Source organism: Bacteroides sp. AM44-19 (assembly GCF_003603395.1).
Classification (GTDB): domain Bacteria; phylum Bacteroidota; class Bacteroidia; order Bacteroidales; family Bacteroidaceae; genus Bacteroides; species Bacteroides uniformis.
The window spans coordinates 36,547-57,461 of the sequence record NZ_QTNB01000015.1 but is presented as its reverse complement, the minus strand read 5'-3'; the positions used below and the strand labels follow the sequence as shown (position 1 = coordinate 57,461).

General features: G+C 43.1%; 32 protein-coding genes. All 32 read left to right on the top strand.

The annotated features are described in order from the left end of the window. Positions 1-12: 12 nt before the first annotated feature. The 32 genes from rpoC to rpsK all read left to right on the top strand — a co-directional run bounded on the left by rpoC (position 13) and on the right by rpsK (position 20,902). Complete coding sequence (rpoC, locus tag DW947_RS17470; RefSeq protein ID WP_008661873.1) at positions 13-4,308, top strand: DNA-directed RNA polymerase subunit beta'; 4,296 nt, start codon at positions 13-15, stop codon at positions 4,306-4,308. Between the two features lie 268 nt (positions 4,309-4,576). Then, positions 4,577-4,888, top strand: a complete 312-nt coding sequence (locus tag DW947_RS17465) for a DUF3467 domain-containing protein (RefSeq protein ID WP_005825714.1) — start codon at positions 4,577-4,579, stop codon at positions 4,886-4,888. A 117-nt stretch (positions 4,889-5,005) separates the two neighbouring features. Continuing rightward, on the top strand, positions 5,006-5,407 hold the full coding sequence (rpsL, locus tag DW947_RS17460) for a 30S ribosomal protein S12 (RefSeq protein WP_005825712.1): 402 nt from the start codon (positions 5,006-5,008) through the stop codon (positions 5,405-5,407). 155 nt (positions 5,408-5,562) lie between these two features. Beyond that, entirely contained in the window at positions 5,563-6,039 is a 477-nt protein-coding gene (gene rpsG, locus DW947_RS17455) for a 30S ribosomal protein S7 (RefSeq protein ID WP_005825710.1), read from the top strand. 59 nt (positions 6,040-6,098) lie between these two features. Continuing rightward, positions 6,099-8,216 (top strand): elongation factor G, encoded by a 2,118-nt coding sequence (gene fusA / locus DW947_RS17450; protein ID WP_117866807.1) that lies wholly within the window; start codon positions 6,099-6,101, stop codon positions 8,214-8,216. 86 nt (positions 8,217-8,302) lie between these two features. Further along, on the top strand, positions 8,303-8,608 hold the full coding sequence (gene rpsJ, locus DW947_RS17445) for a 30S ribosomal protein S10 (RefSeq protein WP_004291244.1): 306 nt from the start codon (positions 8,303-8,305) through the stop codon (positions 8,606-8,608). Between the two features lie 19 nt (positions 8,609-8,627). Next, positions 8,628-9,245 (top strand): 50S ribosomal protein L3, encoded by a 618-nt coding sequence (rplC, locus tag DW947_RS17440; protein WP_005825708.1) that lies wholly within the window; start codon positions 8,628-8,630, stop codon positions 9,243-9,245. After that, a complete protein-coding gene (gene rplD / locus DW947_RS17435; RefSeq protein ID WP_005825707.1) occupies positions 9,245-9,871 on the top strand; it encodes a 50S ribosomal protein L4 in 627 nt (208 codons plus the stop codon). Before rplC ends, rplD begins: the two co-directional genes overlap by 1 nt. 16 nt (positions 9,872-9,887) lie before the next feature. Continuing rightward, entirely contained in the window at positions 9,888-10,181 is a 294-nt protein-coding gene (gene rplW / locus DW947_RS17430; RefSeq protein ID WP_005825706.1) for a 50S ribosomal protein L23, read from the top strand. 5 nt (positions 10,182-10,186) lie between these two features. Continuing rightward, positions 10,187-11,011, top strand: a complete 825-nt coding sequence (gene rplB, locus DW947_RS17425; RefSeq protein ID WP_005825705.1) for a 50S ribosomal protein L2 — start codon at positions 10,187-10,189, stop codon at positions 11,009-11,011. 20 nt (positions 11,012-11,031) lie between these two features. Continuing rightward, a complete protein-coding gene (rpsS, locus tag DW947_RS17420; RefSeq protein WP_002558070.1) occupies positions 11,032-11,301 on the top strand; it encodes a 30S ribosomal protein S19 in 270 nt (89 codons plus the stop codon). Positions 11,302-11,337: 36 nt separating this feature from the next. Next, entirely contained in the window at positions 11,338-11,748 is a 411-nt protein-coding gene (gene rplV, locus DW947_RS17415) for a 50S ribosomal protein L22 (RefSeq protein WP_004291236.1), read from the top strand. 5 nt (positions 11,749-11,753) lie between these two features. After that, the gene (rpsC, locus tag DW947_RS17410; protein ID WP_004291235.1) at positions 11,754-12,485 is read left to right on the top strand and encodes a 30S ribosomal protein S3; all 732 of its coding nucleotides are present in this window, start codon (positions 11,754-11,756) and stop codon (positions 12,483-12,485) included. A gap of 21 nt (positions 12,486-12,506) precedes the next feature. After that, complete coding sequence (gene rplP / locus DW947_RS17405) at positions 12,507-12,941, top strand: 50S ribosomal protein L16 (protein WP_004291234.1); 435 nt, start codon at positions 12,507-12,509, stop codon at positions 12,939-12,941. A gap of 5 nt (positions 12,942-12,946) precedes the next feature. Further along, complete coding sequence (gene rpmC, locus DW947_RS17400; protein WP_005825702.1) at positions 12,947-13,144, top strand: 50S ribosomal protein L29; 198 nt, start codon at positions 12,947-12,949, stop codon at positions 13,142-13,144. Continuing rightward, positions 13,141-13,410 carry a 30S ribosomal protein S17 gene (gene rpsQ, locus DW947_RS17395; RefSeq protein ID WP_005825701.1) on the top strand — a complete coding sequence of 90 codons (270 nt, stop codon included), beginning with the start codon at positions 13,141-13,143 and terminating at the stop codon, positions 13,408-13,410. The genes rpmC and rpsQ overlap by 4 nt, the downstream gene beginning before the upstream one ends. Positions 13,411-13,412: 2 nt before the next feature. After that, positions 13,413-13,778 (top strand): 50S ribosomal protein L14, encoded by a 366-nt coding sequence (rplN, locus tag DW947_RS17390; RefSeq protein WP_005825700.1) that lies wholly within the window; start codon positions 13,413-13,415, stop codon positions 13,776-13,778. Between the two features lie 20 nt (positions 13,779-13,798). Continuing rightward, positions 13,799-14,119, top strand: a complete 321-nt coding sequence (gene rplX, locus DW947_RS17385) for a 50S ribosomal protein L24 (protein WP_005825699.1) — start codon at positions 13,799-13,801, stop codon at positions 14,117-14,119. Beyond that, positions 14,119-14,676 (top strand): 50S ribosomal protein L5, encoded by a 558-nt coding sequence (gene rplE / locus DW947_RS17380; protein WP_005825698.1) that lies wholly within the window; start codon positions 14,119-14,121, stop codon positions 14,674-14,676. The genes rplX and rplE overlap by 1 nt, the downstream gene beginning before the upstream one ends. Before the next feature lie 4 nt (positions 14,677-14,680). Beyond that, positions 14,681-14,980 (top strand): 30S ribosomal protein S14, encoded by a 300-nt coding sequence (gene rpsN, locus DW947_RS17375; protein ID WP_005825697.1) that lies wholly within the window; start codon positions 14,681-14,683, stop codon positions 14,978-14,980. A gap of 55 nt (positions 14,981-15,035) precedes the next feature. Next, positions 15,036-15,431, top strand: a complete 396-nt coding sequence (gene rpsH / locus DW947_RS17370) for a 30S ribosomal protein S8 (RefSeq protein ID WP_004291226.1) — start codon at positions 15,036-15,038, stop codon at positions 15,429-15,431. A gap of 15 nt (positions 15,432-15,446) precedes the next feature. Further along, positions 15,447-16,016, top strand: coding sequence for a 50S ribosomal protein L6 (gene rplF, locus DW947_RS17365; protein WP_009037301.1), 570 nt, complete (start codon positions 15,447-15,449; stop codon positions 16,014-16,016). Positions 16,017-16,036: 20 nt separating this feature from the next. Then, positions 16,037-16,381 (top strand): 50S ribosomal protein L18, encoded by a 345-nt coding sequence (rplR, locus tag DW947_RS17360; protein WP_005656518.1) that lies wholly within the window; start codon positions 16,037-16,039, stop codon positions 16,379-16,381. A 5-nt stretch (positions 16,382-16,386) separates the two neighbouring features. After that, a complete protein-coding gene (rpsE, locus tag DW947_RS17355) occupies positions 16,387-16,905 on the top strand; it encodes a 30S ribosomal protein S5 (protein ID WP_005825693.1) in 519 nt (172 codons plus the stop codon). 11 nt (positions 16,906-16,916) lie between these two features. Beyond that, positions 16,917-17,093: a 50S ribosomal protein L30 gene (rpmD, locus tag DW947_RS17350; RefSeq protein WP_004291222.1), complete on the top strand. Its 177-nt coding sequence runs from the start codon at positions 16,917-16,919 to the stop codon at positions 17,091-17,093. 30 nt (positions 17,094-17,123) lie between these two features. Then, entirely contained in the window at positions 17,124-17,570 is a 447-nt protein-coding gene (gene rplO, locus DW947_RS17345; protein ID WP_005825692.1) for a 50S ribosomal protein L15, read from the top strand. Between the two features lie 4 nt (positions 17,571-17,574). Next, a complete protein-coding gene (gene secY / locus DW947_RS17340; protein ID WP_005825690.1) occupies positions 17,575-18,918 on the top strand; it encodes a preprotein translocase subunit SecY in 1,344 nt (447 codons plus the stop codon). 13 nt (positions 18,919-18,931) lie between these two features. Beyond that, a complete protein-coding gene (gene map / locus DW947_RS17335; RefSeq protein ID WP_005825687.1) occupies positions 18,932-19,732 on the top strand; it encodes a type I methionyl aminopeptidase in 801 nt (266 codons plus the stop codon). 9 nt (positions 19,733-19,741) lie between these two features. Beyond that, the gene (gene infA / locus DW947_RS17330; RefSeq protein WP_002558052.1) at positions 19,742-19,960 is read left to right on the top strand and encodes a translation initiation factor IF-1; all 219 of its coding nucleotides are present in this window, start codon (positions 19,742-19,744) and stop codon (positions 19,958-19,960) included. Between the two features lie 9 nt (positions 19,961-19,969). After that, positions 19,970-20,086, top strand: coding sequence for a type B 50S ribosomal protein L36 (ykgO, locus tag DW947_RS17325; protein ID WP_002558051.1), 117 nt, complete (start codon positions 19,970-19,972; stop codon positions 20,084-20,086). A 34-nt stretch (positions 20,087-20,120) separates the two neighbouring features. Continuing rightward, a complete protein-coding gene (gene rpsM / locus DW947_RS17320; protein WP_004291218.1) occupies positions 20,121-20,501 on the top strand; it encodes a 30S ribosomal protein S13 in 381 nt (126 codons plus the stop codon). Positions 20,502-20,512: 11 nt separating this feature from the next. Then, on the top strand, positions 20,513-20,902 hold the full coding sequence (gene rpsK, locus DW947_RS17315) for a 30S ribosomal protein S11 (RefSeq protein ID WP_002558049.1): 390 nt from the start codon (positions 20,513-20,515) through the stop codon (positions 20,900-20,902). Positions 20,903-20,915 lie beyond the last annotated feature (13 nt).

The following is a 20,915-nucleotide window of genomic DNA, read 5'->3' as shown; positions in this document are numbered from 1 at the left end:
TTAAATAAATTTATGGCTTTTAGAAAAGATAACAAGATAAAGAGTAATTTCTCGAAAATCTCTATCGGTTTGGCTTCTCCTGAGGAAATCCTTGAGAATTCGAGTGGTGAAGTTTTAAAGCCTGAAACCATCAACTATCGTACGTATAAGCCCGAACGCGACGGATTGTTCTGCGAGCGCATCTTTGGTCCTATCAAGGATTACGAGTGCCATTGCGGTAAGTACAAGCGTATCCGTTACAAAGGCATCGTCTGCGACCGTTGTGGTGTGGAAGTGACTGAAAAGAAAGTGCGCCGTGAGCGTATGGGACACATCCAGCTCGTTGTGCCCGTGGCTCACATCTGGTACTTCCGTTCACTTCCCAACAAAATCGGTTACTTGTTGGGCTTGCCCACCAAGAAGCTGGATGCCATTATCTATTACGAGCGTTATGTTGTCATTCAGCCGGGTGTACTGTCCGATGAAGTGGCACAGTATGACTTGCTTGAAGAAGGAGAATACCTGGACTTGCTGGAAAAGTTGCCGAAAGACAACCAGTTCCTCGAAGATTCAGATCCCAATAAGTTCATTGCCAAGATGGGCGCGGAAGCTATCTACGATTTGCTGTCACGCCTCGACCTTGACTCTTTGTCTTACGAACTGCGTAACCGTGCCGGAAGCGATGCTTCACAGCAACGCAAGACCGAAGCTCTGAAACGTCTTCAGGTAGTTGAGTCGTTCCGTGCATCACGCGGACGCAACAAGCCCGAGTGGATGATTGTACGCATTGTACCGGTTATTCCGCCCGAACTTCGTCCGTTGGTCCCATTGGATGGCGGCCGTTTCGCAACTTCTGACTTGAATGACCTTTACCGTCGTGTCATCATCCGTAACAACCGTCTGAAGAGATTGATTGAAATCAAGGCTCCTGAAGTGATTTTGCGTAATGAAAAACGTATGTTGCAGGAAGCTGTCGACTCTCTGTTTGATAACTCCCGTAAATCGAGTGCAGTGAAGACCGACGCTAACCGTCCGTTGAAGTCACTTTCCGACAGTTTGAAGGGTAAGCAAGGACGTTTCCGTCAGAACTTGTTGGGTAAGCGTGTCGACTATTCCGCACGTTCTGTAATCGTTGTAGGTCCGGAGCTGAAGATGGGCGAATGCGGTATCCCTAAACTGATGGCAGCCGAGCTTTACAAGCCGTTCATCATTCGTAAGCTCATTGAGCGTGGTATCGTGAAGACGGTAAAGAGCGCCAAGAAGATTGTAGACCGCAAGGAACCCGTTATCTGGGATATTTTGGAACACGTGATGAAGGGGCATCCGGTGCTGTTGAACCGTGCCCCGACACTTCACCGTCTGGGTATCCAGGCATTCCAGCCTAAAATGATTGAAGGTAAGGCAATCCAGCTGCACCCGTTGGCATGTACGGCGTTCAATGCCGACTTCGACGGTGACCAGATGGCCGTGCACTTGCCGTTGAGCAACGAAGCGATTCTGGAAGCACAGATGCTAATGCTCCAGTCACACAATATATTGAACCCTGCCAACGGTGCTCCTATCACTGTGCCTGCTCAGGATATGGTACTTGGTCTGTACTATATTACGAAGCTGCGCAAGGGTGCCAAGGGTGAAGGCCTGACATTCTACGGTCCTGAGGAAGCGCTGATTGCCTACAATGAAGGTAAGTGCGACATCCATGCTCCGGTAAGCGTAATAGTGAAAGACGTTGACGAGAATGGTAACATTGTGGACAAGATGATGCACGATACCTCCGTGGGCCGTGTCATTGTCAACGAAATTGTTCCGGCAGAAGCAGGATATATCAATACGATTATCTCCAAGAAGTCACTCCGAGACATCATCAGTCACGTAATCAAGGTGTGCGGTGTTGCCAAGGCAGCCGACTTCCTCGACGGAATCAAGAACCTCGGTTATTACATGGCCTTCAAGGGTGGTTTGTCGTTCAACTTGGGCGATATCATTATCCCGGAAGAGAAGGAAGCATTAGTACAGAAAGGTTATGATGAAGTAGAGCAGGTAATCAATAACTATAACATGGGTTTCATCACGAACAACGAGCGTTACAACCAGGTAATCGATATCTGGACGCACGTGAACTCTGAGTTGTCCAACATCCTGATGAAAACCATTTCAAGCGACGACCAGGGTTTCAACTCTGTATACATGATGCTGGATTCCGGTGCCCGTGGTTCTAAGGAACAGATTCGTCAGCTCTCCGGTATGCGTGGTTTGATGGCGAAGCCCCAGAAAGCAGGTGCCGAAGGCGGTCAGATTATCGAAAACCCGATTCTTTCTAACTTTAAGGAAGGTCTGTCCGTGTTGGAGTACTTTATCTCTACCCACGGTGCCCGTAAGGGTCTTGCCGATACCGCTTTGAAGACGGCCGATGCCGGATACCTGACCCGTCGTCTGGTTGACGTATCGCATGATGTGATTATTAATGAAGAAGACTGCGGCACGCTCCGCGGATTGGTTTGTACGGCACTGAAGAACAATGATGAAACCATTGCCACTCTGTATGAACGTATCCTGGGTCGTGTATCCGTACATGATATTGTTCATCCTACAACCGGCGAACTGATTGTGGCCGGCGGTGAGGAAATTACCGAGGACATTGCACAACGCATTGAAGACTCTCCAATCGAGAGCGTTGAAATCCGTTCTGTATTGACCTGCGAATCCAAGAAAGGTGTTTGTGCCAAGTGTTACGGACGTAACCTGGCTTCCAGCCGTATGGTTCAGAAGGGCGAGGCAGTCGGCGTAATCGCTGCACAGTCTATCGGTGAGCCGGGTACACAGTTGACACTGCGTACATTCCATGCCGGTGGTACGGCAGCCAATATTGCTGCCAACGCAAGCATCGTGGCCAAGAATCCTGCCCGTCTGGAATTCGAAGAACTCCGTACGGTAGACGTTATCGACGAAGCAGGCGAACCGGCAAAGGTAGTGGTAGGCCGTTTGGCCGAAGTGCGTTTCGTGGATGTCAACACGGGTATTGTGCTTTCCACTCATAATGTACCCTACGGTTCTACGCTCTATGCAGCCGATGGTGAAATGGTAGAGAAAGGCAAGATGATTGCCCGTTGGGACCCGTTCAACGCGGTTATCATTACCGAAGCTACCGGTAAGATTGAATTTGAAGGTGTTATTGAAAACGTGACTTATAAGGTAGAGTCTGATGAATCTACCGGTTTGCGCGAAATCATCATCATTGAGTCTAAGGATAAGACGAAGGTGCCTACCGCACACATCATGACAGAAGACGGCGAACTGATCCGTACATACAACTTGCCAGTAGGTGGCCACGTAGTGGTTGAAGACGGTCAGAAGGTAAAGGCCGGTGAAGTTATCGTGAAGATTCCGCGTGCCGTAGGTAAAGCGGGTGATATCACGGGTGGTCTTCCCCGTGTCACTGAGTTGTTCGAGGCACGTAACCCGTCTAATCCCGCTGTGGTTTCAGAAATCGACGGTGAGGTTACCATGGGTAAGGTGAAACGCGGTAATCGCGAAATTATCGTTACTTCCAAGACCGGTGAAGTGAAGAAGTACCTCGTACCGTTGTCCAAGCAGATTCTGGTTCAGGAGAACGACTATGTACGCGCCGGTACTCCGTTGTCTGACGGTGCTATCACACCTGCGGACATCCTGGCTATCAAAGGTCCTACGGCCGTGCAGGAATATATTGTGAACGAGGTTCAGGACGTTTACCGTCTGCAGGGTGTGAAGATTAATGATAAGCACTTTGAAATCATCGTTCGTCAGATGATGCGCAAGGTGGAAATCGACGAGCCAGGTGATACCCGCTTCCTGGAACAGCAAGTTGTTGACAAGATGGAATTCATGGAAGAGAATGACCGTATCTGGGGAAAGAAGGTGGTAGTGGATGCTGGAGATTCCCAGAGTCTGCAGGCTGGCCAGATTGTGACGGCCCGCAAGCTGCGTGACGAGAACTCCATGTTGAAACGCCGCGACTTGAAACCCGTGGAAGTGCGCGACGCTGTACCTGCGACTTCTACTCAGATTCTTCAAGGTATCACCCGTGCTGCATTGCAGACTTCAAGCTTCATGTCGGCTGCTTCCTTCCAGGAAACGACGAAGGTACTGAACGAGGCTGCCATCAACGGAAAGGTGGACCGTCTGGAAGGTATGAAGGAGAACGTAATTTGCGGTCACCTGATTCCTGCCGGTACCGGACAACGCGAGTTCGAGAAGATTATCGTTGGCTCCAAAGAAGAGTACGACCGTATGCTTGCCAACAAGAAGACGGTACTTGATTATGCTGTAGACGAGAAAGTAGAGGGATAGCCTTACAACGTCAATATAATTCTATAAAATAGAGAGGGAATATCCTATAAGAAGGAGTATTCCCTCTCTGTTTTATCTTTGCCTCTTCCTTCTGTACTGCAATGCTTCTGTATGTTTGTTACAGTGCTACTGCAAAACGGTTGCAGTGGCTTGCTCCTTTTTCAGAACGGATTATTATGTGTCTTTTTGAACTTAAATGTATATCATCCGAAAAAAAAGAGTACTTTTGGTCTATCTTTTAAGAACATTTTAAAAACAATTGTGCAACATGGAAAATCAAGAAAACAACAACGGTCAACTCCAGATAGAATTGAAGGAAGAAGTGGCGCAAGGTACATATGCCAATTTGGCTATTATAACTCATTCCAGTTCGGAATTTATTCTCGACTTTATCCGCGTGATGCCTGGAATGCCAAAGGCTGGCGTGCAATCGCGCATAGTTTTGGCACCCGAACATGCCAAGCGTTTGCTGCGTGCACTCGAAGAGAATATTGGGAAATATGAACGCGCTTTCGGACTGATTCGCATGCCGGACGAACAAACATTTCCGCCTCTTCCCAACATCAAGGGTGAAGCGTAAAATCAAAAAAAAACTTGTAGTGCATTGATTATTCAAAACTTATTAGTATCTTTGCAGCCCAAAAGTGTATAGTTTTGAATTAATATAAACAATAATATATAACTAAAAACAATTAAAATGCCTACAATTCAGCAATTAGTAAGAAAAGGACGCGAAGTGCTGGTGGAGAAATCAAAGTCTCCAGCCTTGGACTCTTGTCCTCAAAGACGTGGCGTTTGCGTGAGAGTGTATACAACCACTCCGAAGAAGCCGAATTCAGCTATGCGTAAAGTAGCTCGTGTACGTTTGACCAATGGTAAAGAGGTGAACTCTTATATTCCGGGAGAAGGTCACAACTTGCAGGAACACTCTATCGTGTTGGTACGTGGTGGTCGTGTAAAAGACCTTCCGGGTGTGCGTTATCACATCGTACGTGGTACTTTGGATACTGCAGGTGTTGCAGGTCGTACACAAAGACGTTCCAAATACGGCGCAAAACGTCCGAAACCGGGTCAAGCAGCTCCTGCTAAGAAGAAATAATCTGGTGGCCTGATTCCCAAAATAGGAAAATTTAAAGTAATAACTTACGTTTTAGTTTGTTGGAAATGCTAAAGGTTGAGTAAATTCTCCGGAGGGAGAGTTGAAGAAGACAGAAGTAAACAACCAAGAACGAAAAACATTATTCTTTCAGACAAATGAGAAAAGCAAAACCAAAAAAACGCGTTATCCTTCCGGATCCCGTGTTCAATGATGTAAAAGTTTCCAAGTTCGTGAATCACTTGATGTACGATGGAAAGAAGAACACTTCTTATGAAATCTTCTATGCTGCGTTGGAAACAGTGAAGAACAAAATGCAGAACGAAGAGAAATCCGCTCTTGAAATCTGGAAAAAAGCTCTGGATAATGTGACTCCTCAAGTGGAAGTTAAGTCTCGCCGTGTGGGTGGTGCTACTTTCCAGGTTCCTACAGAAATCCGTGCTGACCGTAAGGAATCAATTTCCATGAAGAACTTGATTATCTTTGCACGTAAGCGTGGCGGTAAATCAATGGCTGATAAGCTGGCTGCCGAAATCATGGATGCTTTCAATGAACAGGGCGGTGCTTACAAACGTAAAGAAGATATGCATAGAATGGCAGAAGCTAACCGTGCATTTGCTCATTTCAGATTCTAATACTATAAGAGACTAACCAATTAGAAGATTAAAAAAACTTAAAGTAAGGGAATTAGAAAATGGCAAAGCATGATTTACATTTGACACGTAATATCGGTATCATGGCCCACATCGATGCCGGAAAGACAACGACTTCTGAACGTATTTTGTTTTACACGGGTTTGACCCACAAAATCGGTGAGGTACACGATGGTGCCGCTACAATGGACTGGATGGAGCAAGAACAAGAACGTGGTATCACTATCACTTCTGCTGCTACTACCACTCGTTGGAAATATGCCGGTGATACTTATAAAATTAACTTGATTGACACTCCGGGGCACGTTGACTTTACCGCTGAGGTAGAACGCTCTTTGCGTATTCTTGATGGTGCCGTTGCTGCTTATTGTGCAGTAGGTGGTGTTGAACCGCAATCTGAGACAGTTTGGCGCCAGGCTGATAAATATAACGTACCGCGTATCGCTTACGTTAATAAGATGGACCGTTCGGGTGCTGACTTCTTTGAGGTAGTCCGCCAGATGAAGGACGTTTTGGGTGCTAATCCGTGTCCTATCGTCATTCCTATCGGTGCTGAGGAATCTTTCAAAGGTCTGGTAGACCTTATCAAAATGAAAGCTATCTATTGGCATGATGAAACAATGGGTGCTGACTATACAGTAGAAGAAATTCCTGCAAATCTGGTAGACGAAGCTAATGAATGGAGAGATAAGATGCTCGAAAAAGTGGCTGAGTTTGACGATGCTTTGATGGAGAAATATTTCGATGATCCTTCTACCATTACAGAAGAAGAGGTTTTGAGAGCTCTCCGTAACGCAACAGTGCAAATGGCTGTCGTTCCGATGCTTTGCGGTTCTTCATTCAAGAACAAAGGTGTACAGACATTGCTCGATTACGTGTGTGCATTCTTGCCTTCTCCGCTGGATACAGAGAACGTTATCGGTACAAACCCCGAAACTGGTGCTGAAGAAGACCGTAAACCGAGCGAAGACGAAAAGACTTCTGCTTTGGCATTTAAGATTGCAACAGACCCGTATGTAGGTCGTTTGACTTTCTTCCGCGTTTATTCCGGTAAGATTGAGGCTGGTTCTTATATCTATAACTCTCGTTCTGGTAAGAAAGAACGCGTATCCCGTCTGTTCCAGATGCACTCAAACAAGCAGAATCCGGTAGAAGTTATCGGTGCTGGTGATATTGGTGCTGGCGTAGGTTTCAAGGATATACATACTGGTGATACATTGTGTGACGAAACTGCACCGATTGTATTGGAGTCTATGGACTTCCCGGAACCGGTAATTGGTATCGCAGTTGAGCCTAAGACTCAGAAGGATATGGATAAACTGTCAAATGGCTTGGCTAAGCTGGCTGAAGAAGATCCGACGTTTACAGTTAAGACTGACGAACAGACTGGTCAGACAGTTATCTCTGGTATGGGTGAGCTTCACTTGGATATTATCATCGACCGTCTGAAACGTGAGTTCAAGGTTGAATGTAACCAAGGTAAGCCTCAAGTTAACTATAAGGAAGCTATCACTAAGACAGTCAACTTGCGTGAAGTTTACAAGAAGCAGTCCGGTGGTCGTGGTAAGTTTGCTGATATTATCGTGAACATCGGCCCGGTTGATGAAGACTTCAAGGAAGGCGGATTGCAATTCGTCGACGAAGTGAAGGGTGGTAACATTCCTAAGGAATTTATCCCGTCTGTACAGAAAGGCTTCACTACTGCCATGAAGAATGGTGTATTGGCAGGTTATCCGTTGGATTCATTGAAAGTAACCTTGATTGACGGCTCTTTCCACCCGGTTGACTCAGACCAGTTGTCTTTCGAAATCTGTGCTATCCAGGCATATAAGAATGCTTGTGCCAAGGCAGGTCCGGTATTGATGGAGCCTATCATGAAACTGGAAGTTGTTACTCCGGAAGAAAACATGGGTGACGTTATCGGTGACTTGAACAAGCGTCGTGGCCAGGTGGAAGGTATGGAATCCAGCCGTTCCGGTGCACGTATCGTGAAGGCAATGGTTCCGCTGGCAGAAATGTTCGGTTACGTAACAGCATTGCGTACCATCACTTCTGGTCGTGCAACCTCTTCAATGGTATACTCTCACCACGCCCAGGTTTCCAACTCTATTGCCAAGGCAGTATTGGAGGAAGTAAAAGGTCGTGCTGACTTAATCTAAAAAAACTTGAAGTCCCGTAGGCTAGCGAATGACTCTTAGCCTGCGGAACTTCATCTTATATAACTATTTAATAACTAAAGACAGTAATGAGTCAAAAAATTAGAATCAAACTGAAATCTTACGACCACAACTTGGTTGACAAGTCAGCTGAGAAGATTGTAAGAACGGTGAAGACAACGGGCGCCATCGTTAGCGGTCCGATTCCTCTTCCTACGCACAAGCGTATCTTTACCGTGAACCGTTCGACTTTCGTTAACAAGAAGTCGCGTGAACAATTCGAACTCTCTTCTTACAAGAGACTGATTGACATCTATAGCTCAACAGCTAAGACAGTAGATGCTCTGATGAAGTTGGAGTTACCGAGTGGTGTGGAAGTAGAAATCAAAGTGTAAGTATTAAAAATTAAGTGAAATGCCAGGATTATTAGGAAAAAAAATCGGAATGACATCCGTTTTCAGTGCCGAGGGTAAGAATGTACCATGCACTGTTATCGAAGCAGGTCCTTGTGTTGTTACTCAAGTGAAAACTGTAGAAAAGGACGGTTATGAAGCTGTTCAGCTGGGCTTCCAGGACAAGAAGGAGAAGCACACTACAAAGCCTTTGATGGGCCACTTTAAGAAAGCTGGAGTAACTCCCAAGAAACACTTGGCTGAGTTCAAAGAATTTGAAACAGAGTTGAATCTGGGTGACACTGTTACCGTAGAACTGTTCAATGACGCAACTTTTGTTGACGTTGTAGGTACTTCTAAGGGTAAAGGTTTCCAGGGTGTAGTAAAACGCCATGGTTTTGGTGGTGTAGGCCAGACTACTCACGGTCAGCACAACCGCGCTCGTAAGCCGGGTTCTATCGGTGCTTGTTCTTACCCTGCAAAAGTATTCAAAGGAATGCGCATGGGCGGACAGCTTGGTGGCGACAGAGTAACTGTTCAAAACCTGCAGGTATTAAAGGTAATCGCGGAGCACAATCTTCTTTTGATTAAGGGATCTGTTCCTGGTTGCAAAGGTTCAATCGTAATAATTGAGAAATAATGGAAGTTAACGTATATAACATTAAAGGTGAAGACACTGGGAGAAAGATTACGTTAAACGAGTCTATCTTCGGAATTGAGCCCAACGACCACGCTATCTACTTGGATGTTAAACAGTTTATGGCTAACCAGCGTCAGGGTACACACAAGTCAAAGGAAAGAAGCGAAATCAGTGGTTCTACTCGTAAAATCGGTCGCCAGAAAGGTGGTGGTGGTGCACGTCGTGGTGACATGAACTCACCGGTACTTGTTGGTGGTGGACGCGTATTCGGTCCGAAACCGAGAGATTACTACTTCAAATTAAACAAAAAAGTAAAGGCTCTGGCTCGTAAGTCAGCTTTGTCATACAAGGCTCAGAACAACGCAGTTGTAGTAGTAGAAGACTTCTCTTTTGAAGCTCCGAAGACTAAAGATTTTGTTGCAATGACAAAAAATCTTAAAGTTTCTGACAAAAAGCTGCTTGTGATTTTACCAGAAGCAAATAAAAACGTATATTTGTCGGCTCGTAATGTGAAGGGTGCTAATGTGCAGACTATCTCAGGGTTAAATACTTACAGAGTATTGGACGCTGGGGTCGTTGTGTTTGCTGAAAGTGCACTTTCTGCTATCGACAATATCTTAATGTAAAAAGGAGGCTTAAATAATGGGAATTATTATTAAACCGTTAGTGACAGAGAAGATGACTGCAATTACTGATAAGACGAATAATCGTTTCGGCTTTATCGTGCGTCCTGAAGCTAATAAACTGGAAATTAAGAAGGAAGTTGAAGCCCTTTACAACGTTACAGTAGTTGATGTGAATACAATGAAGTATGCCGGCAAAAACAAGAGCCGCTATACTCGTGCCGGTATCATCAACGGACGTACGAATGCGTTCAAGAAGGCTATCGTTACGTTGAAAGAAGGAGATACTATTGATTTTTATAGCAATATTTAATAAAAATGGCAGTACGTAAATTTAAGCCCACAACACCGGGGCAAAGACATAAAATTATTGGTACTTACGAAGAGATTACTGCACGGGTACCAGAAAAGTCTCTTGTATTTGGTAAGAAATCTTCAGGTGGTCGTAACAACGAAGGTAAGATGACTATGCGCTACATCGGTGGCGGTAGTAAGAAGATTATTCGTATCGTAGATTTCAAGAGAAATAAAGACGGTGTGCCTGCAGTGGTTAAAACAATTGAATACGATCCGAATCGTTCGGCTCGTATCGCTTTGTTGTTTTATGCAGATGGAGAAAAAAGATATATTATTGCTCCCAATGGATTGCAAGTTGGTACGACTTTGATGTCAGGTGAGACTGCCGCTCCGGAAATCGGAAACGCACTTCCGCTTCAGAATATTCCGGTCGGTACTGTAATTCACAACATCGAATTACGTCCGGGACAAGGCGCTGCCTTGGTTCGCTCGGCTGGTAACTTCGCTCAGTTGACTTCTAGAGAAGGTAAGTACTGCGTTATCAAGTTGCCTTCAGGTGAGGTTCGTCAGATCCTCAGTACTTGTAAGGCTACTATTGGTAGTGTAGGTAACTCAGATCATGGATTGGAAAGTTCAGGTAAAGCTGGACGTTCTCGTTGGTTAGGACGTCGTCCGCGTAACCGTGGTGTTGTTATGAACCCGGTTGATCACCCGATGGGTGGTGGTGAAGGACGTGCTTCAGGAGGACACCCGAGATCTCGTAAGGGATTGTACGCTAAGGGTCTTAAGACAAGAGCTCCGAAGAAACAATCGTCTAAGTATATTATTGAGAGAAGAAAGAAGTAATCTGATTAATTGAGTAAATTATGAGTCGTTCATTAAAAAAAGGTCCGTATATTAACGTTAAGCTTGAGAAGAAAGTGCTTGCCATGAATGAATCGGGCAAGAAAGTGGTAGTTAAGACCTGGGCCAGAGCTTCAATGATTTCGCCTGATTTCGTAGGCCATACTGTTGCAGTTCACAACGGAAATAAATTTATTCCTGTTTATGTTACCGAAAATATGGTAGGACACAAGTTGGGCGAATTTGCTCCAACTCGTACTTTCAGAGGACACGCTGGTAACAAGAAAAAATAAAACAGGATTTATCTGAAATAATAAAGTAATAATATAATGGGAGCAAGAAAAAAAATATCGGCTGAAAAAAGAAAAGAAGCCCTTAAGACCATGTATTTTGCGAAATTGCAAAATGTTCCTACTTCCCCCCGTAAAATGCGTCTCGTGGCTGACATGATTCGCGGGATGGAGGTGAACAGAGCACTCGGCGTTTTGAAGTTCTCTTCAAAAGAGGCTGCCGCAAGAGTGGAAAAGTTGCTGCGCTCTGCAATTGCTAACTGGGAGCAGAAAAACGAACGTAAAGCTGAAAGTGGCGAGCTGTTCGTAACCAAGATTTTTGTTGATGGTGGTGCTACACTCAAAAGAATGAGACCGGCTCCGCAGGGTAGAGGTTACAGAATTCGTAAACGTTCAAACCACGTAACGTTGTTCGTTGGTTCTAAAAGTAATAACGAAGATCAAAATTAAGGTAAATGGGACAAAAAGTTAATCCAATAAGCAACCGTTTAGGAATTATCAGAGGATGGGATTCCAATTGGTATGGTGGAAAGAATTACGGCGATTCTCTGCTGGAAGATAGCAAGATTCGTAAATATTTGAACGCTCGTCTGGCAAAGGCTAGTGTGTCAAGAATTGTAATTGAACGTACACTGAAACTCGTGACTATTACCGTTTGTACTGCACGTCCGGGTATCATTATCGGCAAAGGTGGCCAAGAAGTTGACAAGTTGAAAGAGGAGTTGAAGAAGGTTACTGATAAGGATATTCAGATTAATATCTTCGAAGTTAAGAGACCAGAGTTGGATGCTGTTATCGTGGCTAACAACATTGCCCGTCAGGTTGAAGGCAAAATAGCCTACCGTCGTGCCATCAAGATGGCTATTGCCAATACAATGCGTATGGGTGCGGAAGGTATCAAGATTCAGATTTCAGGACGTTTGAATGGTGCAGAAATGGCCCGTTCTGAAATGTATAAGGAAGGAAGAACTCCGTTGCACACTTTCAGAGCAGATATCGACTATTGTCATGCAGAAGCATTGACTAAGGTTGGTCTTCTCGGCATTAAAGTTTGGATTTGTAGAGGTGAAGTTTATGGTAAGAAGGAGTTGGCTCCGAACTTTACGCAAAGCAAGGAAAGTGGTCGTGGAAGCAATAGCGGAAACAATGGCGGAAAGAACTTCAAAAGAAAGAAAAATAATCGCTAACGAATTTGATTTTTAGGAATTATGTTACAACCGAAAAAAACAAAATTCAGAAGACAACAAAAAGGCCGTCAAAAGGGTAATGCCCAAAGAGGAAACCAGTTGGCTTTCGGATCTTTTGGTATTAAGGCCTTGGAAACGAAATGGATTACAGGCCGTCAGATTGAAGCTGCGCGTATTGCAGTGACAAGATATATGCAACGTCAAGGACAGATTTGGATTCGTATTTTCCCCGACAAACCTATCACCAGAAAGCCTGCTGATGTGCGTATGGGTAAGGGTAAGGGTGCGCCGGAAGGATTCGTAGCGCCTGTTACACCGGGTAGAATTATTATCGAAGCCGAAGGAGTATCTTATGAAATCGCTAAAGAAGCTTTGCGCTTGGCTGCACAGAAGCTTCCTATCACAACTAAGTTTGTGGTTAGACGTGATTATGATATTCAAAATCAAAATGCGTAAGAAGTATGAAAACAGCAGAAATTAAAGAGATGCCTACCAGTGACTTGGTAGAAAGAGTTGAAGCAGAAGTAGCTAATTACAACCAAGTGATTTTAAATCATTCTATTTCTCCTTTGGATAATCCTGCTCAGATCAAACAATTACGCAGGACTATTGCGCGTATGAAGACTGAATTACGCCAAAGAGAACTTAACAATAAATGATGAGCTTGATGGAAGCAAGAAATTTAAGAAAAGAAAGAACTGGGGTTGTGCTGAGCAACAAGATGGATAAGACCATTACAGTAGCAGCTAAGTTTAAGGAGAAACACCCCATATATGGTAAGTTCGTTAGCAAGACGAAGAAGTACCATGCTCATGATGAAAAGAATGAGTGCAATATCGGCGATACTGTACACATCATGGAAACTCGTCCTTTGAGCAAGACTAAGAGATGGAGATTGGTAGAAATAATTGAAAGAGCTAAGTAATTATGATACAAGTAGAATCCAGACTTACAGTATGTGATAATAGTGGGGCAAAAGAGGCTCTCTGTATCCGCGTTTTGGGTGGTACAGGTCGTCGCTATGCTTCAGTAGGGGACGTGATTGTCGTTTCTGTTAAGAGCGTTATCCCTTCAAGTGATATTAAAAAAGGTGCAGTGTCTAAAGCTTTGATCGTACGTACTAAGAAAGAAATCCGTCGTGCTGATGGCTCTTACATACGTTTTGATGATAATGCTTGCGTGTTGTTGAACAATGCAGGTGAAATTAGAGGTAGTCGTATTTTCGGTCCGGTAGCTCGTGAACTTCGTGCTACTAACATGAAAGTTGTGTCACTCGCTCCTGAAGTACTTTAATATTGTAAAAGATTTGAGTAATGAGTAAATTACATATTAAAAAAGGCGATACAGTTTATGTAAACTCCGGTGAAGACAAGGGTAAGACTGGTCGTGTATTGAAGGTTCTTGTTGATAAAAACCGCGCAATCGTTGAAGGTATCAACATGGTGTCTAAGAGCACAAAACCGAATGCTAAGAACCCGCAAGGTGGTATTGTGAAGCAAGAAGCTTCTATCCACTTGTCAAACTTGAACCCCGTTGATCCAAAGACTGGCAAAGCAACGCGTGTTGGTAGAAAAGTAAGTGCTGAAGGCACTTTAGTGCGTTATTCTAAAAAATCAGGAGAGGAGATTAAGTAATGAGTAATACTGCTAGCCTTAAGAAAGAATATGCAGAGCGTATTGCGCCTGCATTGAAATCACAGTTCCAGTATTCTTCTTCTATGCAGATACCCGTACTTAAGAAGATTGTTATCAATCAGGGTCTGGGTATGGCTGTTGCCGACAAGAAGATTATTGAAGTGGCAATTAATGAAATGACTACTATCACTGGCCAGAAAGCCGTGGCAACCATTTCTCGTAAGGATATTGCAAACTTTAAGTTGCGTAAGAAAATGCCGATTGGCGTTATGGTAACTCTGCGTCGTGAGAGAATGTACGAATTCCTTGAAAAGTTGGTTCGTGTAGCTCTGCCTCGTATCCGCGACTTCAAGGGTATTGAAAGTAAGTTCGATGGTAAGGGTAACTATACCCTTGGTATTCAGGAACAAATCATTTTCCCTGAAATTAATATCGATAGTATTACTAGAATTCTCGGAATGAATATTACCTTTGTAACCTCTGCGCAAACAGATGAAGAAGGGTATGCCTTGTTGAAAGAATTCGGTTTACCGTTTAAAAACGCTAAAAAAGATTGATAATATGGCAAAGGAATCAATGAAAGCACGCGAAGTAAAGCGTGCTAAATTAGTAGCCAGATATGCCGAGAAAAGAGCTGCGTTGAAGCAAATCGTTAGAACCGGTGATCCTGCTGAAGCTTTTGAAGCTGCACAGAAATTGCAGGATTTGCCTAAAAATTCTAACCCGATTCGCATGCACAACCGTTGCAAGCTGACAGGTCGTCCCAAAGGATATATCCGTCAGTTTGGCATCTCCAGAATCCAGTTCCGTGAGATGGCTTCTAACGGTCTTATTCCCGGTGTAAAGAAAGCAAGCTGGTAATTATTGTTTTTAAATATTGTCAGGGTAGGCCTGATTAATTTAATTTATTTTTTATATGACTGATCCAATAGCAGATTATTTGACGAGGTTGCGGAACGCTATTCAAGCGAAGCACAGAGTTGTGGAAGTTCCGGCTTCTAATTTGAAAAAAGAAATCACTAAGATTCTTTTTGAAAAGGGCTACATTCTTAATTATAAGTTTGTAGAAGATGGTCCTCAAGGTACAATCAAAGTTGCCTTGAAGTATGATCCGGTAAACAAGGTTAACGCAATCAAGAAGCTGGAGAGAATCTCTTCTCCGGGTTTGCGTCAATATACCGGTTATAAAGACATGCCGCGTGTTATTAATGGTTTGGGTATTGCTATAATATCTACTTCCAAGGGTGTAATGACCAACAAAGAAGCCGCTGAACTGAAGATTGGTGGTGAAGTTTTGTGTTATGTATATTAATAGGAGGAATTAGCAATGTCAAGAATAGGAAAATTACCCATTAGTGTTCCCGCTGGAGTAACAGTTACTCTGAAAGATGACGTGGTTACCGTTAAGGGACCCAAAGGCGAAATGAGCCAATATGTAAATCCTGCTATCAATGTTACCATCGAAGACGGTCATGTTGTTTTGGCTGAGAATGAAAATGCAATGCTGGATAACCCCAAGCAAAAGCATGCATTCCATGGATTATACCGTTCATTGGTGCACAACATGGTTGTTGGTGTATCAGAAGGATATAAGAAAGAATTGGAACTTGTCGGTGTAGGTTACCGTGCCTCTAACCAGGGAAATATCATTGAACTGGCTTTAGGTTATACTCACAGTATCTTTATACAGTTGCCTCCTGAAGTTAAAGTTGAGACTAAGTCTGAAAGAAACAAGAATCCTTTGATTATATTGGAATCTTGCGACAAGCAGTTACTTGGTCAAGTTTGCTCTAAAATACGTTCTTTCCGTAAGCCTGAACCGTATAAGGGTAAGGGTATTAAGTTTGTTGGCGAAGAAATTCGTAGAAAGTCTGGTAAATCAGCTGGTGCTAAATAATCATTTAAATTGATATTATTATGACAACAAAAATAGAAAGACGAATTAAGATCAAATATAGAGTACGCAACAAAATTTCAGGTACTACTGAATGCCCGCGTATGAGTGTATTTAGAAGTAACAAGCAAATCTATGTTCAGATTATCGATGACTTGTCCGGTAAGACATTGGCTGCCGCTTCTTCGTTGGGTATGACTGAAAAAATGCCTAAGAAGGAACAAGCTGCTAAAGTAGGTGAACTGATTGCGAAAAAAGCTCAGGAAGCAGGTATTACTACTGTTGTTTTCGACCGTAATGGTTACTTGTATCATGGGAGAGTAAAAGAGGTGGCTGATGCTGCCCGTAACGGTGGACTTAAATTTTAATCATTATGGCAGGACTTAATAATAGAGTTAAGATTACAAACGATATAGAGCTGAAAGACAGATTGGTTGCTATTAATCGTGTAACCAAAGTAACCAAAGGTGGTAGAACTTTTAGTTTCTCTGCTATTGTGGTAGTAGGAAACGAAGAAGGCATCATCGGTTGGGGCCTTGGTAAAGCTGGTGAAGTAACCGCTGCTATTGCCAAAGGTGTTGAATCTGCAAAGAAAAACCTGACAAGAGTGCCTGTACTGAAAGGTACAGTTCCTCACGAACAGTCTGCAAAGTTCGGTGGCGCTGAAGTATTTATTAAACCGGCTTCTCACGGTACTGGTGTTGTTGCTGGCGGTGCAATGCGTGCCGTATTGGAAAGTGTTGGTGTAACAGACGTTTTGGCTAAGTCAAAAGGTTCTTCCAACCCGCACAACTTGGTAAAGGCTACTATCTTGGCATTGAGTGAAATGCGCGATGCTCGTATGGTTGCCCAGAACAGAGGAGTTAGTATGGAAAAAGTATTTAGAGGATAAGGAGGAAGAATATGTCGACTATAAAGATTAAACAAGTTAAAAGTAGAATTGGTGCTCCTGCTGATCAGAAGAGAACTCTCGATGCACTGGGACTTCATAAGTTGAATCGTGTGGTTGAACACGAATGCACTCCTTCAATTCTTGGAATGGTGGATAAGGTTAAACACTTGGTTACCATTGTTAAGTAATTATTTGTTGAATATAAAACGAATTACAATATGAACTTAAGTAATTTAAAACCTGCAGAGGGATCTACTAAAACAAGAAAGAGAATTGGACGTGGTCCGGGTTCTGGCTTGGGAGGTACTTCTACTAGAGGTCATAAAGGAGCTAAATCAAGATCTGGATACTCTAAGAAAATCGGTTTTGAAGGTGGTCAGATGCCTCTTCAACGTCGTGTACCTAAGTTTGGCTTTAAAAATATCAATCGTGTAGAGTATAAGGCTATCAACTTGGATACAATTCAGAAATTGGCTGAAGCAAAGAACTTGCAGACTGTAGGTATCAGTGACTTCATTGCTGCTGGTTTCATTTCTGCAAGCCAGTTGGTAAAAGTATTAGGTAACGGAACTTTGACTGCTAAGTTGGATGTACAAGCACATGCATTTTCTAAGACTGCTGTTGCTGCCATCGAAGCTGCTGGTGGACAAGTAGTAAAACTCTAATTCAATGAGAAAAGCTATTGAAACATTAAAGAATATATGGAAAATTGAGGATCTGAGACAACGGATCCTCATTACCATATTGTTTGTGGCAATCTACCGTTTTGGTTCGTATGTCGTTTTGCCGGGTATCAATCCGTCAATGCTGACACAATTGCATCAACAGACAAGCGAAGGTCTTTTAGCCTTGTTAAATATGTTTTCCGGAGGAGCATTTTCCAATGCCTCTATTTTTGCATTGGGTATCATGCCGTACATCTCTGCCTCCATTGTGATTCAGTTGCTGGGTATTGCGGTTCCGTATTTCCAGAAATTGCAGCGCGAAGGTGAGAGTGGTAGAAGAAAAATGAATCAATATACTCGTTATCTGACGATTCTTATTCTTTTGGTTCAGGCTCCTTCTTATTTGCTCAATCTTAAGATGCAGGCTGGTCCTTCTTTAAATGCTTCATTAGATTGGACTCTGTTTATGTTTACTTCTACCATTATTTTAGCGGCTGGAAGTATGTTTATTTTGTGGCTTGGTGAGAGAATTACGGATAAGGGTATCGGTAATGGTATTTCGCTGATTATCATGATTGGTATCATCGCCCGTCTGCCACAGTCCTTATTCCAGGAATTGATTTCCCGTATGACGGACAAGACTGGTGGTCTGGTAATGTTCTTGATTGAGCTTGTTGTTCTGCTGGTTGTTATTGCATTCGCTATTCTTTTGGTGCAGGGAACTAGAAAGATTCCTGTACAATATGCGAAGAAGATCGTGGGTAACAAGCAATATGGCGGTGCTAGACAGTATATTCCTTTGAAGGTGAATGCTGCTAACGTGATGCCTATCATTTTTGCTCAGGCTATCATGTTTATTCCTATCACTCTTGTTGGGTTCTCAAATGTAAATGATGCAAGTGGTTTCGTACGTGCATTGACTGATCATACAAGCTTTTGGTATAATTTGATTTTTGCAGTGTTGATTATATTGTTTACGTATTTCTATACTGCAATTACTATTAACCCGACTCAGATGGCTGAAGATATGAAGAGAAACAATGGTTTTATTCCGGGTATCAAGCCAGGAAAGCAAACTGCTGAGTATATTGACGTGATTATGTCGCGTATTACTTTGCCTGGTTCTTTCTTCTTGGCCTTGGTTGCCATTATGCCTGCGTTTGCCGGTATATTCGGTGTGAAAGCTGAGTTTGCTCAATTCTTTGGCGGTACATCTTTGTTAATCCTTGTGGGTGTGGTGCTTGATACTCTCCAGCAGGTAGAAAGTCATTTGTTGATGAGACACTATGACGGTTTGCTGAAATCCGGACGTATTAAAGGCCGCAGTGGTAATGTGGCTGCATATTAATCTTTTTTGAAGAATGATATTTCTTAAAACAGAAGATGAAATAGAGCTGCTCCGCAAGAGTAATTTGCTTGTTGGAAAGACGTTGGCTGAGATAGCTAAGGTTATAAAGCCCGGAGTGACAACAAAAGAGCTGGATAGGGTGGCGGAAGAGTTCATCAGAGACAATGGTGCTGTTCCAACCTTTAAAGGTTTTCCTAATCAATATGGCGATCCGTTTCCAGCTTCTATTTGCACATCTGTAAATGACCAGGTGGTACATGGTATTCCGGGAGATGATGTGGTACTGAAAGATGGTGATATCGTGTCTGTTGATTGTGGTACTTACATGAATGGCTTTTGTGGCGACTCAGCCTATACGTTTTGTGTAGGTGAAGTTGACGAAGAAGTCCGCAAATTACTGAAGGTTACTAAAGAAGCATTGTACATAGGGATACAGAATGCCGTTCACGGCAAGCGGTTGGGTGATATCGGTTATGCGATACAGCAGCACTGCGAATCTAATTCTTATGGTGTGGTGCGTGAGTTTGTGGGTCACGGAATAGGCAAGGAAATGCATGAAGATCCTCAGGTTCCCAATTACGGAAAGCGTGGTTATGGGACAATGCTGAAGAAAGGCTTGTGCATTGCCATTGAACCGATGATAACTTTAGGTAACCGACAAATACTCATGGAGCGTGATGGCTGGACGGTGAGGACAAAAGACCGCAAGTGTGCAGCTCATTTTGAACATACGATAGCAGTCGGCACTGGTGAAGCTGATATATTGTCATCATTCGAGTTCATTGAAGAAGTATTAGGAGATAAAGCAATTTAAGAAATTAATATGGCAAAGCAATCTGCAATAGAACAAGATGGAGTTATAGTTGAAGCATTGTCTAATGCAATGTTTCGTGTTGAATTAGAAAACGGACATGAGATTACTGCACATATTTCCGGTAAGATGCGGATGCATTACATCAAAATCCTGCCAGGGGATAAAGTAAGAGTCGAAATGTCTCCTTACGATTTATCGAAAGGAAGAATTGTATTTAGATATAAATAAAATTAAGATATGAAAGTAAGAGCATCCTTAAAGAAACGTACGCCAGAGTGTAAGATCGTTAGACGTAATGGCCGTTTGTATGTTATTAACAAGAAAAATCCTAAGTATAAACAACGTCAAGGATAATATTATTATTTTTGCAAAAAAAATAATTTAGTATATGGCTATAAGAATAGTTGGTGTCGATTTGCCTCAAAACAAGAGAGGTGAAGTTGCGTTGACCTATGTATATGGTATAGGTCGTAGTAGTTCAGCAAAAATTTTGGATAAAGCAGGTGTTGACAGAGACCTGAAAGTAAAAGACTGGACGGATGATCAGGCTGCCAAGATTCGTGAGATCATTGGTGCAGAGTATAAGGTTGAAGGTGATCTTCGTTCTGAAGTTCAATTGAACATTAAGCGTTTAATGGATATCGGTTGCTATCGTGGTGTTCGTCATCGTATTGGTCTTCCAGTAAGAGGTCAGAGCACAAAGAACAATGCCCGTACTCGTAAGGGTAGAAAGAAAACCGTTGCTAATAAGAAAAAAGCTACTAAATAATAATTGTTGATATGGCAAAAAAAACAGTTGCAGCAAAAAAGAGAAATGTGAAGGTTGATGCTAATGGACAGTTGCATGTTCATTCATCTTTTAACAACATTATTGTTTCTCTGGCAAACAGCGAAGGTCAGATCATTTCTTGGTCTTCTGCCGGAAAGATGGGTTTTAGAGGTTCAAAGAAGAACACTCCCTACGCAGCACAGATGGCTGCTCAAGATTGTGCTAAGATAGCATACGATCTTGGCTTGAGAAAGGTAAAAGCATATGTGAAGGGCCCGGGTAACGGACGTGAGTCTGCTATTAGAACTATCCACGGTGCAGGTATCGAGGTTACTGAAATCATTGACGTAACTCCGCTTCCGCACAACGGTTGTCGTCCTCCGAAAAGACGTAGAGTTTAAAATTTACCTTTAA